The sequence below is a fragment of the Lysinibacillus sp. fls2-241-R2A-57 genome (assembly GCF_030209535.1).
In the GTDB taxonomy this organism is placed as follows: Bacteria; Bacillota; Bacilli; order Bacillales_A; family Planococcaceae; genus Lysinibacillus.
The window spans coordinates 1-14,700 of record NZ_JARVRU010000030.1 but is presented as its reverse complement, the minus strand read 5'-3'; the positions used below and the strand labels follow the sequence as shown (position 1 = coordinate 14,700).

At 32.9% G+C, this 14,700-nt stretch carries 18 protein-coding genes; all 18 read right to left on the bottom strand.

Features of this window, described 5'->3' with window-relative positions:
* Positions 1-121: 121 nt before the first annotated feature.
* The gene (locus QRN68_RS06145) at positions 122-1,183 is read right to left on the bottom strand and encodes a suppressor of fused domain protein (protein ID WP_285395871.1); all 1,062 of its coding nucleotides are present in this window, start codon (positions 1,181-1,183) and stop codon (positions 122-124) included.
* A 589-nt stretch (positions 1,184-1,772) separates the two neighbouring features.
* The gene (locus QRN68_RS06140; RefSeq protein ID WP_285395870.1) at positions 1,773-2,357 is read right to left on the bottom strand and encodes a hypothetical protein; all 585 of its coding nucleotides are present in this window, start codon (positions 2,355-2,357) and stop codon (positions 1,773-1,775) included.
* Positions 2,358-2,752: 395 nt separating this feature from the next.
* Positions 2,753-3,529, bottom strand: a complete 777-nt coding sequence (locus tag QRN68_RS06135; RefSeq protein ID WP_285395869.1) for a MerR family transcriptional regulator — start codon at positions 3,527-3,529, stop codon at positions 2,753-2,755.
* Between the two features lie 21 nt (positions 3,530-3,550).
* Positions 3,551-3,889 carry a DUF4870 domain-containing protein gene (locus QRN68_RS06130; protein ID WP_285395868.1) on the bottom strand — a complete coding sequence of 113 codons (339 nt, stop codon included), beginning with the start codon at positions 3,887-3,889 and terminating at the stop codon, positions 3,551-3,553.
* Between the two features lie 434 nt (positions 3,890-4,323).
* Positions 4,324-4,608, bottom strand: a complete 285-nt coding sequence (locus QRN68_RS06125) for a hypothetical protein (RefSeq protein WP_285395867.1) — start codon at positions 4,606-4,608, stop codon at positions 4,324-4,326.
* Positions 4,608-4,904: a DUF2089 family protein gene (locus QRN68_RS06120; protein WP_285395866.1), complete on the bottom strand. Its 297-nt coding sequence runs from the start codon at positions 4,902-4,904 to the stop codon at positions 4,608-4,610. The genes QRN68_RS06125 and QRN68_RS06120 overlap by 1 nt, the downstream gene beginning before the upstream one ends.
* Before the next feature lie 1,467 nt (positions 4,905-6,371).
* Complete coding sequence (locus tag QRN68_RS06115; RefSeq protein WP_285395865.1) at positions 6,372-6,737, bottom strand: VOC family protein; 366 nt, start codon at positions 6,735-6,737, stop codon at positions 6,372-6,374.
* Positions 6,738-7,170: 433 nt separating this feature from the next.
* Positions 7,171-7,752 carry an imm11 family protein gene (locus tag QRN68_RS06110; protein WP_285395864.1) on the bottom strand — a complete coding sequence of 194 codons (582 nt, stop codon included), beginning with the start codon at positions 7,750-7,752 and terminating at the stop codon, positions 7,171-7,173.
* A gap of 186 nt (positions 7,753-7,938) precedes the next feature.
* On the bottom strand, positions 7,939-8,397 hold the full coding sequence (locus QRN68_RS06105; protein ID WP_285395863.1) for a hypothetical protein: 459 nt from the start codon (positions 8,395-8,397) through the stop codon (positions 7,939-7,941).
* An 18-nt stretch (positions 8,398-8,415) separates the two neighbouring features.
* Positions 8,416-8,943 carry a DUF4303 domain-containing protein gene (locus QRN68_RS06100; protein ID WP_285395862.1) on the bottom strand — a complete coding sequence of 176 codons (528 nt, stop codon included), beginning with the start codon at positions 8,941-8,943 and terminating at the stop codon, positions 8,416-8,418.
* A 177-nt stretch (positions 8,944-9,120) separates the two neighbouring features.
* Positions 9,121-9,624 carry a DUF6630 family protein gene (locus QRN68_RS06095; protein ID WP_285395861.1) on the bottom strand — a complete coding sequence of 168 codons (504 nt, stop codon included), beginning with the start codon at positions 9,622-9,624 and terminating at the stop codon, positions 9,121-9,123.
* A gap of 190 nt (positions 9,625-9,814) precedes the next feature.
* Positions 9,815-10,669 (bottom strand): hypothetical protein, encoded by an 855-nt coding sequence (locus tag QRN68_RS06090; protein WP_285395860.1) that lies wholly within the window; start codon positions 10,667-10,669, stop codon positions 9,815-9,817.
* A gap of 97 nt (positions 10,670-10,766) precedes the next feature.
* Positions 10,767-11,159, bottom strand: a complete 393-nt coding sequence (locus QRN68_RS06085; RefSeq protein ID WP_285395859.1) for a DUF4240 domain-containing protein — start codon at positions 11,157-11,159, stop codon at positions 10,767-10,769.
* Positions 11,160-11,530: 371 nt separating this feature from the next.
* Positions 11,531-12,388, bottom strand: coding sequence for a hypothetical protein (locus QRN68_RS06080; protein ID WP_285395858.1), 858 nt, complete (start codon positions 12,386-12,388; stop codon positions 11,531-11,533).
* A 187-nt stretch (positions 12,389-12,575) separates the two neighbouring features.
* Positions 12,576-12,881, bottom strand: a complete 306-nt coding sequence (locus QRN68_RS06075) for a hypothetical protein (protein WP_285395857.1) — start codon at positions 12,879-12,881, stop codon at positions 12,576-12,578.
* A 135-nt stretch (positions 12,882-13,016) separates the two neighbouring features.
* Positions 13,017-13,349, bottom strand: coding sequence for a DUF2750 domain-containing protein (locus QRN68_RS06070; RefSeq protein ID WP_285395911.1), 333 nt, complete (start codon positions 13,347-13,349; stop codon positions 13,017-13,019).
* Between the two features lie 555 nt (positions 13,350-13,904).
* Positions 13,905-14,441 (bottom strand): Imm26 family immunity protein, encoded by a 537-nt coding sequence (locus QRN68_RS06065; RefSeq protein ID WP_285395856.1) that lies wholly within the window; start codon positions 14,439-14,441, stop codon positions 13,905-13,907.
* Positions 14,428-14,700: hypothetical protein (locus QRN68_RS06060; protein WP_285395854.1), on the bottom strand; the 273-nt coding region annotated here is incomplete at its 5' end. The genes QRN68_RS06060 and QRN68_RS06065, both read right to left, overlap by 14 nt.

The window sequence follows — 14,700 nt, the reverse complement described above, 5'->3', positions numbered from 1 at the left end:
TCACATCCAAATTAAGTAGCTTTTACAGAAGATTTCTCACCATTCAACTTACACTCCACCATTGATGAAAAAATCTCCCGCATCAAATAGATCTACTAGCGGGAGACAATTCTCTTCATATTTATCCGATTGTTTCTACAACGTTTCCTTCCTGATCTTTAATGTAGGTTTTCATTATTTGGAACGAAAGCCCCGTTAAAGAAGATAATTCGAATTCTTTTTCCTGCGGTATCAAATTTTGGCCAAGTTCCGTGGCGGCCTTTTCATTCAACGTAATGATAATATCCTGATCATCCAGACTGAACTCGGATTTTTCCCCTGGTCTAAAGATAATTCGAATTTCTCGACCAACGAGGGTGAGGTTTTTCCCTTTTAAAATTCGGCCGCGCAGTAGTTTGCCGATGATTTCCGCCTGCTTTGCCCCTAGCATAACTTTATCAGGATGTTTGCTGAACCATCCCTTTTTCCCCTGTTCCCATGCCAGTTGGTCCACAAATAAAAAGCCAGTGTTCGAGCCTTCTTCTTTCATTCCTTTTTCTACTGCTTCAGCAATGGATGAAATCTGTAAAAGTGATGCCCGATCTAAATCAGTAACATAGCTCGGGATATACGCTAAACCTGCATTTAGCACACCTAATGTATTCCAAACTTGCATTGCCTCAAGCTCATCACCTGTAATACCTACCATTTGAATAAACTCGACTTGTCCATTTGGTGTATCAATAGCAGGCAGCTTTAGATCGGACGTAAAAGCAAGAGCCGTTAAAAGCGTGTCTTCACCTAGGCAGATTGGACCGTTTGCATCCAAATAATCACCAGATTTAAAAACATTGCCACTATTAAAAACATATCTTCCCATGTTTTGTAGCAAATTCAACGCCCAAGTTGGTGGCTCCTCCTCATCCTCATTACGTACAAGACGAAATGTTAGCTCAAACCCATATCCACTGTAATGAGCATCCTCTGATTCTTTTTCATATAACTCAGAAAATCCATATGTTACGAAATGCCAGTGCGGAACTGGTGTCTCACTTTTATAGGCGCTGATTCCTTGCAGTGGATCCTCGCCTCCTAATGAATAGGGAAGAATGGTTCCATAATGCTTTGGCTCCTGATCCCCGTAAATTTTTAGTAACTCCTCATCAATTGCATCCCAGCCAAATGCTTTTACGTCTTCGCTCATGATAACGCCTCCTATGTATGTTTTGATTTTCAAATTCAAGGTAATTTACGGACTCTTTTCTTTGATCTTTCAGGCATCCAAGCCACTAAAATCCCGCTTTCGCCTACCTCGTAAATTATATCCAGAAAGATAGTACCTTTTCCTTCATAATTCCCTCTTTTAGCTCCTCTAAAGGCAGCTTAATAAAATTATGATTCCTTCATAGTCCTCGTATTTATTACCTTTATAAATAAACACCTAACTAGGAGGATTTCTCGTTATGTATATCTCTTTTATTATCAATTAAAGCATGATTCTCCCCTAGAATTCTACTTATTAAACATTGATTTACACATAAAAGAGAATAATACCCATTTCATTACCGTAATATTATAACGGAATAGGTTTATTTTCACGCAATCGTTTGAGGGCTTCTGGTAAATATAAGTGCGATGTAAGTTTATAAAAGAAAAATGTTTACTTAGCGAAATGAAGGAAAATTCTTGTGAGATTAAAAAGAGGTAAGCCCCAATAGATGTTAGAATTTTGCAAATCTATCCGAGGCTTTTTTGGAAAGCGAGTTAAAAAAATAAGGTTAATGATTTAACCTTTATCCATATAACATTGCTGGTGCACGAACACCTTGTAAATAGTCTGCAAGCTTCCCAGCGTATACTTTTTCTAAATAAGGTAATTGTGCGATACAATGCGGTGTCATTAATGCTGGGTTTTGATAAATTTTTAAACCACCAACCTTTAAAAGCATCGCCACAAATTGTGAGCAAAAATAAGCACGCTCTCTTCGTACCTCCTTTTGCATCATAACACCAAAGAGCCCAATAAAGTTATATTTATAACGATCACGATTCAAATACATATAACGTACGAATTTCATCATTTCTAAGAATTGATACTGCGAAACTCTGCAACGATAAATAACACAATCTGCGGTCTCAAACAATCCTCTTTCTGCATCTTCTCGCAAAAATCCACCACTAAGAGGATTATTTAACTGTTTACGTCCAAAGCTATACATTTGAATAAGTTCCTCGTCGAACGCAATGGACGCATGATTCATCTCTTTACCGGTATACATACCTATAGCCTTTGATAATAACGTTCCTGTTTTTGTTAATACTATGTAAATGGTGTATGCCATTTCCTCACCTACTTCAAAATTCTTTTCTACTACCAATACGGATTAAATCTTCAAATAGTTTCGTTAATTTCCTTTTTTTATAAGTATATAATTCAAATCTTAATTTTTTCCTCTATAGAAGCTTAAAAATTTCTTAATTTTTTTATATTTTCAATAGGCTAACTATGACAAAATCAATGTTTTCAGGGTTTTTATTTTTTTACTACCTTTATTTATATGTCTTGAATGCTAATCTTATGAGATGAACAGATGAGGTACGAATGATTTTTTTACTGGGGGAGTTGGATTTAAAATAGATCCTAGCAGGCATGTACTTAATCAGATAGCTATAATAGATATTTATAATTTAAAGAAAGTCACTCATTATTTTTGTTCAAAATGAGTGACTTTTTCTTATTAGCAATTTTTCAACTTGTGTTTTCAATGCTTGATTAATTCTTCATCGTTTCCTGGGTGTTGCTACAATTATTTTGATATATCCTTAACGCTTCTTTTAAAAATATTTGCTCCTTTTCTGTAAAAGGATTTGGAAATTTGAATGATTCTGTGGATGGTAGTTTTTCTTCAATCAAATCTAACTTTCCTTTCAAGGTTTCATTCATAAGTACTAAAAGTGTTCCAACAGTTTCTTGGGATTCTTTAGAAGAAGGTATAGCTTCAGTGAGCGTTAAATGTTTAATTTCAAATAAGACTTTTGTCCATTTTTTATCTAAATCGATTTCTTCGGATTTATTTATATTAAATAATTCATCAGTTATGTCTTGTGAAAAGTGTTCTTTAAACCATGTTTCAGTATTTTCAGCAAACATTAATTTTTGTAGCATCGCACAAAATATGTCAATATTGATAATTCCCTCATCTTTTATTGTTTCAATAAGATGATTTAAATCAGATAATGTATTAATAATTTCAAGTTTTTTTGCTTCAAATAACTGTTTTTGATCGATTAAAGATTTTAAGATAACTTCGCCTTTAACAGTATTTTTTTGAAGCATGTCTTTAATTTCTTTTAGCGAAAAACCAAGAAACTGTAATGACTTAATGTTGTGTAGAATAGTTAAATCCTCTTTTGAATAAAGTCTATGTCCACCCTCTGTATAATCACTTGGCTTAAGTAGGCCTATACTGTCATAATATCGAAGTGTCCTAATACTAACACCAGACTTTTGCACAAGTTCACCTATCGTAAATATACCTTTTCCCGACAAATTATTCTCTCCTCTATTAACTTAATGATTGACTTTAAAGTAACGTATAACGGGATAAGAAAACTTTTTTCCATTTAAAGTATAAATTGCAGCAACTAAAATTAGTATTGTTTCAAGAATAATAAGTGCAAAAGAAAGTGTAGAAGCAGCACTCCATTTTTTAGAAATAAAAGTTAATAACAAAAATACTGGGAAGAAAGTAAAATGAAGATTCATCCCTTCTTTTGCATGATCAGCAAAATATTTATTCTTATTCTTCGATATTAAGTATACCAATATTGGTAAAATAAAGGTTAACAATAGTGAGAACAGATGCATTAAACTTGCCAATCCTCGGTTTAATAAACTCTCTTTTTTCATAGTGTTGTTCCTCCAATATCATTATTTGATTGTTACCTTTAAAAGTAAGTAACTAAATTCATCATAAAAGGTGACGTTACTGGAGATTCAAGAACAAATGATAATTTTTTTATTAAACTCTCAAATAACAGAATTAGCATTCGGATTTTGGTGATTTGTTTTATTAACGCAGATATGTTTAATAACCCTTCATTAGATGACCTTGATTTTCGCAGCTAGCGAGCGTTGAGCCGCTTCCTCTGCTTTGTATTTATTGTGTCGCTGGACTGACGACTAATGGTAAAAAAATCCTGATGTTTCAATTAGACTCCAATCATCCAATTGTATAATCCTAGATGAAAATTAAAAAGACCAGATACGGAACTACACCCCATAGCTAGACAAATCTAACAAAGGGGTACAGTTCACACCTTGGTCTTAGTTATTTCTATTGATTATAAGTCAAAAGCCTTCATCTTTTCTAATTCTTTCTGTCTTTTACTAGCTACAATTTTTCTGCCACTCATCCAATATCCTACTAAAAATAGTTCACCGACAATTCCCTGTAAAATGAACTGTATTATAGACCATTCAAATATCCCGTAAAACTGTACACTTATTAGCGTTGCTATGTATATAATTGGTAGCAAACCTCCCCAATACACATTATTTCTAGTAGATAAAAAATGTTGCACTGCAAAAACAATTAAAATTAATAGTAGTCTATACCAATCGTTCACTATTTTTGTACCTCCATTTTATATTTTTCAATTATTAATTTGGCGTCCTCTAAGCTAATTCGATCATCAATTGATAGCCTCTTTATAAAACCTATGAATTCTTCATTTTCGGAACTCTCATTCACGTTAATTTTATTTATCAGCTTATCTAACCGAATTCTTACAGTCGGATAGGAAACGTTATAATATTTCGCTATCTCTTTTAATGAACCTGAGTTTATTACAAAATTTTTAATAAACTCCACATCTTCCTTTTCTAATGATAAAAGCCAACTTGGAATTTCATTATTATTCAAATTACCCCTCCTTCATATTATTTAACTTCACTTTATCATTATCTTTAACTTTATTCAACTTTTATTTAACTTTATTCATTTTTTTTAAAAAAACACTTCATTCTTCCAGTTTTCATCACTCAATGTAATAAAATCTTCCATTCACAAAAAGGAACAGATACTCGCAATTAATCGAGTACCTGCTCCTCTTTTTCTTACTTCAAAATTATAAATATCTATTTTGCATGCTTTATAATTTTTCGCTTAAAATCTAAATAGGATACTTCCTTTTTATTTTAATTTTATTTCTCAGGCAATTCACTATATAAACATAGCATTCGAAGCATAATAATAGTAGTGTAAAGCAATTTAGCTTTGCACCTCCTGGTTTGTTGGCTTGGGTCACTCTGGTCCAGTGACCCTTTTTAATTTTCTAACCTCATCCCACGGTATACGTGCGAATCAAAAAATGGGAATAGATTTACTCTATCCCCTAATCGCTGTCTCTCTCATTTCAAATACCCTAGATTCTGCATTTGATACTTCTATAACATCAAATACATACACTTTTGGACCTCTCCCAAATCATTTAATTTGCACCCATTTTCATAACAATACTGACAAAGGGTTCTTCTTTCGCTTCTCTTAATGCATATGCTATTTCTTCAGCTCAAAATACATTGCGGGATTGTTCAATAGAGCAGTCGCTTATCACTAACATCCAGGTTAGTTATAAAAGCAAGTATGTTGATTAACCATTTTTATTCATTCGAAGAGGCTGATTTCCGCTTCGTTAGCACTACGCTTTCGCACATAAAACATTTGCTCCTTGCAGGGTCTCGTCTGTCTCGCTTTCCCGCGGGAAGCTTTGCTCTGCGACGAAAGCGAAGCGACAGGAGCACTAGAGTAGCCCTGAAAATGGAAATATATTAGCAAAGTGGTAACAAAAAAATCTTTTTATCGCTCAAAATAATAAACCTATTTTTTCCTAATCAACACGCATATTATAAAAGAAGATTATTTAATGTTTGTAGCTCTTCACCATAACGTGTAGTTGATTTCTTTGATAGAAAGAGCTTGTTTTTCGATAAAAACCCAAATAGTTTCGATAAAATAAGATTTTGTTTCGATAAAAGCTCAAATAGTTTCGATAAAGAGCGATTTTGTTTCGATAAATCAAAGTATTCCTATAAAACAAACTAAAGGAGCTTTATCCATTCACATAGATTACCTTGATCATTTTGTTTTTCAATACTAAGAAAAGAGTTGTCTCTGCGCTGGGACAAACTCCTTTTTTGGCTCTTCCGACTGGCGCTTTGTTGCTACCGCTACGTTAGCACTTCGCTTTCGCACAGAGCAAAGCTTCCTCGAGGCGTCCGAAGAGCCGCTAATCCCCAAGGAGTCGCCTAGCCGGAACGAAGAGCAACTAATACATGGCATATGTTTTAACAAATATCATCCACAGATTTTGGTGATGAGCCATGTTTGTTACATATTTTCAAACTGGAGGTATTCTAAAATATTTCCGAAAGGGTCTCTGAAACTAATATATTTTCCCGGAGGACAATCAGTTGGTTCATCTACAATAAAATTAACTTCTTTCTCTTTTAAGAATTTAACCGTTTCATAAATATCTTCAGTTTGCAATCCTAATACAACTCCTGTAATTTTATTATCTTGGTTATAGGTTGTATTACCGTTCTCCTCTAAAATAATTGGTAACTCTCCGTGAACAAGTGATGCAATATTAGGACCATACTGCTTGTTTAATTCAAAACCTAAAGTATTAGTATAAAAGTCAATTGCTTTGTTTAAATTTGGCACGTAAATGCTTATAACACAAACCTGATTCATTATTTTATACCACCTTTTTTTAGTATTATAGTAAAAATTCTACTTTAGTTAATAAAAATCCTTTTTTTAAAATTACATTCAATCATCTTTAGAAAGTTACATCTAACACCGAAAGATGAGAGGTAATTTCGACATAATTATCTCTACATAATATTGATACTTTTTTCCTGTACTTTTTCATCCAAAGTAGCTGTTGTTATTTTTAGTTTGCCTTAATATATGATATAATTCATTTACTGACTAACCTAAGCAGGACAAAAACCAAAGCTGTAGCGATACCGTACGCTACAGCTTTTCTTCTGAAGGATGTTAAGTTATCTTACTAGTAGTGAATGATCAATCGCAATTCCCTACATTTTGTATACTTATTTAATTGAACTATATCAAAATCACCCATCGTTTCTTCTTCCATTCAGAATTCAAAACAACGATATTATTTTAAATCAACAAATTCCGGACTACGTACATTTCCTTCTTTAACTAACAGAACACCTTTAATTTTTTCTTTTCTGCAAGCATCCACAAAAACTTCATCTACAACTATCTCTTCTTTGGATTCTTTCATTCTTACGACATGATGTCCATTAAGGGATTTTGGAATAAAAGCAATAAAATTCAAACTAATAGGCCCATCAGGTATGGATTTAACTAGTGGTTCATAGTCTGATCTATTATGATCTAAACAAGGAATTAGATTTAAAACATTCATTACAAAGTAGGAATCGTTTATTTCTCCCGTTTCTGCAGATTTTATAATTGCAGGAATAAACTCACAATCTGAACCTAATCTTTCTATTAGCATTTTTAACTTTAAACTTACTAATTTGCCACCGACTGTTGGTAAAATATCATACTGTTCTAAATAAGAATCGAACCTATCTACCACGTATAAAAGTCTTTTATTTTGAGAATAAGGTATACCTTTTTCCAAATCAAATCTATTATACTTGTTCTCATCAGAATAAAAGAAATATACATCTCGTTTGTAAGAAGCTAACAATCTACAATAATTCATCTATATTCATCCTTCTCAATGTTGTGGGTTTTTGGTTTCTAGTGTCAAAAAGCCTTCTCTCAGATCAATAGTAAATTCGTACACCATAAACATATGTAATGAATAAACTTACATATGTTTATCATTCGGTAAAACAAAATGTAATTTAATGTCTCTTCGGAATGTTTATGCAACATAAAACCATCTTTATTTATCGAGATCTACAGACCAATCAACCTCTTCATTAAACCAATTACACAATTTTGTTGAACCATTATCCATTTTCAAAGGGATTTCTCTTGCCCACATTTTAATGTCATTTATAAAAATCTCTTTTTCAAGCCCTTCAAAATTATGTTTTTCTAACGCCCTGTTTAGAAACTCTAGAAATAATTTCCCCAAATGATACAGTTGCTCTACTTTATACATTTTTCCATATTCTACTACCGTAATTGCCATATCGATTGTCTGATAGTTATCTTTTTTAGTATATCTAATAAATGACTTTCTTCCATAGGATTCAGGTAAGCATCTAAAGGCTATCCCGATTGAAACATCGACATTCCTATATTTTGAATTTATATTAGATTCCAATGCGTCTGCTAATTCACTAGCTAATTCACCAACTCTCGCACCTGCAGTGTCTGGAACTATTGAAAAATCCACACAACGTACTCCTCCGTATTATTCTTCTGCAGCTTCATTAAGCCAAGCCAAAATATTTTCCCTTTTATTTAGACGTAATGCTCTGATTGTATTTGTTTCATCAGGAGGCATCACCTCAACGTTCACATACACTTTACTTCTCGGTTGATTTAAAGAAAATATTTCTTTTTTATCTATTTTTTCCATAGCCAAAACCATAGCTTCTAATCTAAAGTCTACTTCCTTAAACCACTTAATTTCATCAGTATAGTCAAGTAAACGCTCATTAAATAGTTTTCTTACAGTTTCAAAATTCTCGCAACCAAAATTACAATATGGTGAATCTGCATAGGACCATTTTACTAATTCTGCATCTTCCTTTGAATATTTTTTAGCGACATTCTCCAATGCTTCCCAAGACCATGCTGAAATAACTGGTGCAACAGCCTCCCCTGTTGTCACCAGTGCACAATAATAATACGTTTCTTTGTTTTGGAATAAATTCACAAAGGTTATTTCTGTAGCGAGCGCTATTTCATCAACTAATAACTTTAAATCTTTATCCATCTACACTCCCCCTTTTTCACTTTGAACACGTCATACTTCAGCATGAAAAGTACCTTTGAATATATTGTGAGGAGTTGGATGTCTCTGTGGGAGCTCGTTGCAAATGGTTTACCACATTCCATCTACTATCGTATTTCAAGGAATCTACACTAAACTCATTCCAGAAGGCTCGCTACTTCAAAAAGAATCTTGTATTTTATATCCTGCTTCTTGTGCCAACTTCTTAATTTCATCAATGTCAGATGAAGGAACAGTAACAAGAACGTAACAGTCACATTCGATATCCAAACATGCCAACGAAATTCCTTGTTCCATTAATTTTTTGGAAACTTCATTTAAATACTGAGGCGTTGGCAGCCCATCAAATTCTCCATCTTCAAACTCTTCCCAGCTTATGCACGCCATTTTTTTCCTATCTAACAATTCATCAACAACATCGCAAATGTATACCCCTGTTACTTTCCAATCGATTTCAAATGCTAAATCTTCATCAAGAAGTGCATCCACTAAAGAAATCCATGCCAATTCATCAATCGGGCTTTCTATTCCTCTTTCATCAAGTCGATCTTCGAACTTCTCGAAATAGGTTTCCGGCTTTTCTATAGCTAATGAAACCTCTGACAAAATTTGATCTTCCGCATCACATGAAAGCTTTTGCACCAGTAACAGCATTGCATTCATACAACCACCCCATTTCTACTTAATAGTTTGTAAACTAAACTTTGATTTTGCATTTAAAATCTTCGTCATACTCCTCAAGGTTATTGATGAAACAGGGTGTAACTAGCTGATGATCACCCGTCTTTGAATCTCAATCGGGCTATCTATTCCTTTTTCATCAAATCGATTTTAAGTTCACAATCAAGTGCCTTTAACGTATAATGCGTTGCGAATCCGGCACTTTTTCATTTTGAATTACGAATTGTAATATCTCATCCTCATTAAGTTTATACCCAGGTTTTTCCTTTGGAATTTCAGCCAGAGGTGTTTGAAGCAACGGATGCTCTATATTTGGTGTGGCTAGTCCCTCTTTTTCTCTTATTAATTGAATACAATAATAATCGTAAGGAATACAGTCGAACGATAAAATTTCACATGATTTATCTGGCGTGTCGCTTAGACTATAGATGTGAAAATCACAAAGTTCATAAAGATGCTCTCCAAAATCATTTGTATCGTTCCAACTGCGCATTAATTTTTGGTAAACATGATCTTCTGGTAAAATATTAAACAATTCAGGCATTTCTCCAGTTTCCCAATAATGATATAGGCATGTCATGAAAACATGATGAGTCTTATTCTCAGAATAAAAATCTCGATCTTTCATGAACATATTAGTTGCATATTTGTATGTTAGCTCTGCAATATCTTCATAACCCCATAATAAAGAAAGCCCGATAAGCCCTCCTATTTGACTGCCCGATACACTTCCTCTACTAGGATTGCTTTTGATCATTTGAATCAACCAAAAAAGTTGCTGCTCTAATAAAATCCATGCTGATGGTGCTCCATTTAGTATTCTATTTTTTGCATTCATTTCAAGGTGAACACCTATTCCCATCTTTAAGCGATCAGCTAAACGATTTCGTTCATTTTTTTGAATTAAATCATTCATTTCCTTCAGTCGATTATCTAGTAATTCTTTTACTTCTTCATCTGAAATTACTCTTTTTTTGTACTCTTTCATCACTCGATTAAAGTACTTCCAATACTTGTTGGTACGCATTTTCCACCCCTTTTTGATGTCCATTCAACAAATGAAAAAATTGATTTTTAAGTTTATTTTATTGTCGTCTAATTTGACAGATTAATAATTATTTATGTTAATATACCTTTGTTGACTCGCCGAACTTTTCAATACATATTTCATCTGCGAGACCGTATAGAATTTCACAATTTTCAGCTGTAAAAGGGATTTTCTTAGGATCATTAAGTATCTCCGCATAGTATTTCTTCCCCCTACTTACTACCAAATAACTTACATCTTCAATTCCATCCTCTGACTCTTCCATATAATTCAAAAATGGTTCATCTTGTAATACAGCTGCCGCTTCTAAAAATTGTTCCTGAAACTTTATAATACTCTCTTGATCCATTTCTCTTAATATTTCTCTTAATTTATCCGCCTTCTGATTTGCGTTCCTAATAATTTCCCAAAACCAATCGCTTACAATGTCACTGATTTCTAGTGGTAAAATAAAATTAAAATTTCCCATAAAATACTCCATTTGGATTTTCTTTTAATTAATATTACCATTTTTCTGCAAACAAAAATACCTTTTGCAGTCTAGTAGATGGCATTCAATTTGTGTTATTCAAAGCAATGAATGTCCTATTAGTATCTGCCTCTCAGCATGGCTAATTAGTATTAGAGCTATATATTACTTTGATTTTATTCCAATCTGTGCAAAGTAAAAAACACCTAGAACAATTGAAAGTTCTAGGTGTTTTTATTGAATTGATTCAATTCAGAATAAAGTACTATAATCATTTCATGCACAGTATTTAAAAATCTGCTTCCATCTAGCACATTTACTTGCCATTCATTGTTTTTGTCAAGGAAAGCACGCTTTTTCACTAAAATATTTTATTTCATCTCAGTTCTTACTTTTGCGCCCAACGACATGAAATAGTCAGCTAAAATTAAAGTATTTTCCCCATATCCCTCAGCAATTAGAAACTCATTCCTATTTAATCGGCTTCGTATTTCATCGAAGGATAGACCGATTTCTTTTTTTATTGCTAAGATCACTTTTGATTTATTTTCACCTGGATCCTCAAGATACACATAATATTTTTTTTCTATTTCTTTTTCTTTAATTCGTTGTTCAATTGGGGCAAAATTTTCTTTTGATTTTGCAATAGGGAGAAATTCGCATATATTTCGAATTTCTTCATCATTTAATTTAATTTTCCACTCTTTCTCCATTAACTCATAAAAATTAGATTGATATTCTCCGCTTTTCAAGTATCTATCATCATGTTTATCGAGCCAAACAGACAAAAAATAGTCGAATTTCTCCAATGAATTCACTAAGAGTTTTGGAGAAAATTCCCCTCCAATATAATCATAATAAATTGGAGTTTCAACTTTACTTATATCTGCAATCACTGGATTTCCACTCCAACTGGAAATAATGATCCAATTTTTACACCATTTCATTTTCTCCGAGAAATCTTTCCAACCTTCACCTTCTCTAATAAATCTATAACCTTCTAAAGCAACCATTAGATTTTCCGAACCGATGATATAGAAGTCGTTAGTCCAATAAAACATTATGTCTTTAGATTTTGGTAAATCACTGTACCATTTCAAAAGTGCTTGACTTAAAAGAGGAAGTTTAAAATTTTCTTCTAACGCCCGTTTCGTTTCTTCTGTTGTTCCTAGATATCTAATCTTACTGCCATTTTCATTTTTAGAAATCGAATGAGCTAGGTAATTCATTTTTCACAGCCCCCTCCACGGTGCTTTTCTATCTATCATAGCTTGGCGATCAATTAGTCGATTGTAGTTGGATTGTCATAACATTGTCTATGACCACTCTCCCCATATAAATGCCCATATATCCTTCAACATAGCCTTATATGGTATAATTCTCTATATTTCAAAGCCAAAAACTTGGTTCTAGACTTTATTCAAATAACCTATTTGCCAAACTAGATATTTCGTGAACCGCATCCTCAAATAGCACTTCTTCTACTTTAGTGTATACGCCCTCGTGAAAATAAAAATAATTACTTATATCTACAAAGCATAAGGCGAGTTTTTTAGGAACTTCAGATTGATCTTTATATTCTTCAATCAATTTTCTCATTGCTTCAATTAAAAGTTTGTAGCTTTCTTGATTTAATCCATCCCCTTCTCGTAACTCCACCAGTATTGAGTTATCACCAATGGTATATTCATAAACTACATTAAGTGCCTTATCTTTATCCATCGACTTCTCCTCCATAACCTCGAACTAATACTTCTTTGGATTTTACAGCAGGTCTACTCAATAAAATTATTAACTGATTCTGATTATATCTTTTCATAAACAGTTCTATCCTGTCCTTATTTTACAATTCATTTTCTATTCTAATTGAGAGCATTCATATAATAAATTATTTTTAAAGTCATCCGCAGATACTCTTACAACTTCTGTATTTTCCGGAACTTTAAACACAACTAATTGCGTTCCCTTCTCTGATAGGTTAGGTAATATTTCTTCTATCAGTGTATGTAAATCTATTTTTTGTGTTTTACAGTTTTCCCATTCATCTCCTATACATTTCATAGCATACTCTTTAAATGGCCAGATAGGCATAGACAGATTTCCCTCTTTATCTGAAGTTGTAACAAACCCTTCATTTAATTTCAAAGACCACGCCTCTTCCCAGTCAGCAATACGTTTTACAGAGTAAATATATCTATCTCGAGCTGATTTTTTATCATGGCTTTAAACTCTGGACTCGTTTCAAATCCCTTACCCATATTAAACTCCTCATTTCTTTTTTTATTAAACAAGGGGCTTTATTACCCGCTCCTTTGTTATTTTTTCATCTTTTAACGTCAAGTATTGTTTCTCTCAATTTTTCCTAAATTTATTGTACTGCATCGTTGCTATCCAATTGCTCTAAGCGAGAAGCATTGATTGTGACATATTCTCCCTTTCATTATGAGCTATACATCAATTTTTGCTCTCACCTAAACTACTCGTAATCTGTGAACGATTGCCTGAACAGGTATACAAAAAGGAAAATAAATCCCAATAAAAAAAAGATTAGCACAATCCCCAAGAATTTATGCTAATTTTTTGATATAATTATATTTTTTACAAATACAACCCTGAGCTTTATAATCTATACGAATCCTATTATGGTTTGAAAACACGCAACATTTTTTAGAGATTGCTGGTTTCAACGACCGCATGAACTTAAATTACTACCCTGCACGAAATCAAACTGATTTTTACTGTTTATTAATCAACAACTACTTTACCACGTCTGTATTTTTTAATTTCTTCCTTAACCTGTATGTCTCCCCATGGACTTCTAAGTAAAAAAACTTCATTCTCTCTACCTTTAATTTTAAAATGTAATCCTATTGATTGAATTCGATGTTTGTCGCCATTAACTATAGAGTATTTTATATCTCCGCAATCATTATCAAAAACACCCATTAGTTTCGTATCTGTATCCTTTTCAGCAGCCATCCCCCAATAGCGCAAATGATCAACATTTTCAGGTATGTAATAATCTTCATGACCAATTACCGTCCAAGTTCCTTCTTTCTTTCTTTTACCGAATAATCCCCAAGTATCTATAGGAATTGGCTCGAAAAGCCTTTTGTTGGTCATATTTGTATCAAAGATATTTTCTTCTGAAAAATAATCGAAAATTTCAACGATATGTCCTAAACTTATTTGAGAAATACAGCGTCCAAATGCATACTCACTATTATCTTGTTTTACACTAAAAATATCTCCCACTTGGAACTTACTTTTAGGCGTTTTCATCCTTTGCGCTCCTTTTCAGGTTTTCATAAAATTTTATTCTCTCATCACCCAGAGGGAAAAAGCCATCAGACAATTCATAAACACTTACAGACCAATAATTGTCCTCTTTTAACAATGCCTGTTTGTCAATATCACTAAAAAATGTTTCTAATGTTTCAATAAAGCTATCAAAAGAATTGTCACTTATCTCATTATTTATTATTTTGGCGAATAGTAGAATCAAGTTGAACACTTTAGAAAAATAAAAACATCGTACGCG

What these genes read in the sequence shown, in the direction of transcription:
- QRN68_RS06110 (WP_285395864.1), bottom strand. Translation starts at nt 7,752, where the DNA reads ATGAATTATTGTAGATTGTTAGCTTCTTACAAACGAGATGTATATTTC.
- QRN68_RS06095 (WP_285395861.1), bottom strand. Translation starts at nt 9,624, where the DNA reads ATGAATGCAATGCTGTTACTGGTGCAAAAGCTTTCATGTGATGCGGAA.
- QRN68_RS06085 (WP_285395859.1), bottom strand. Translation starts at nt 11,159, where the DNA reads ATGGGAAATTTTAATTTTATTTTACCACTAGAAATCAGTGACATTGTA.
- QRN68_RS06115 (WP_285395865.1), bottom strand. Translation starts at nt 6,737, where the DNA reads ATGAATCAGGTTTGTGTTATAAGCATTTACGTGCCAAATTTAAACAAA.
- QRN68_RS06130 (WP_285395868.1), bottom strand. Translation starts at nt 3,889, where the DNA reads ATGAAAAAAGAGAGTTTATTAAACCGAGGATTGGCAAGTTTAATGCAT.
- QRN68_RS06080 (WP_285395858.1), bottom strand. Translation starts at nt 12,388, where the DNA reads ATGAATTACCTAGCTCATTCGATTTCTAAAAATGAAAATGGCAGTAAG.
- QRN68_RS06065 (WP_285395856.1), bottom strand. Translation starts at nt 14,441, where the DNA reads ATGAAAACGCCTAAAAGTAAGTTCCAAGTGGGAGATATTTTTAGTGTA.
- QRN68_RS06100 (WP_285395862.1), bottom strand. Translation starts at nt 8,943, where the DNA reads ATGGATAAAGATTTAAAGTTATTAGTTGATGAAATAGCGCTCGCTACA.
- QRN68_RS06075 (WP_285395857.1), bottom strand. Translation starts at nt 12,881, where the DNA reads ATGGATAAAGATAAGGCACTTAATGTAGTTTATGAATATACCATTGGT.
- QRN68_RS06090 (WP_285395860.1), bottom strand. Translation starts at nt 10,669, where the DNA reads ATGCGTACCAACAAGTATTGGAAGTACTTTAATCGAGTGATGAAAGAG.
- QRN68_RS06145 (WP_285395871.1), bottom strand. Translation starts at nt 1,183, where the DNA reads ATGAGCGAAGACGTAAAAGCATTTGGCTGGGATGCAATTGATGAGGAG.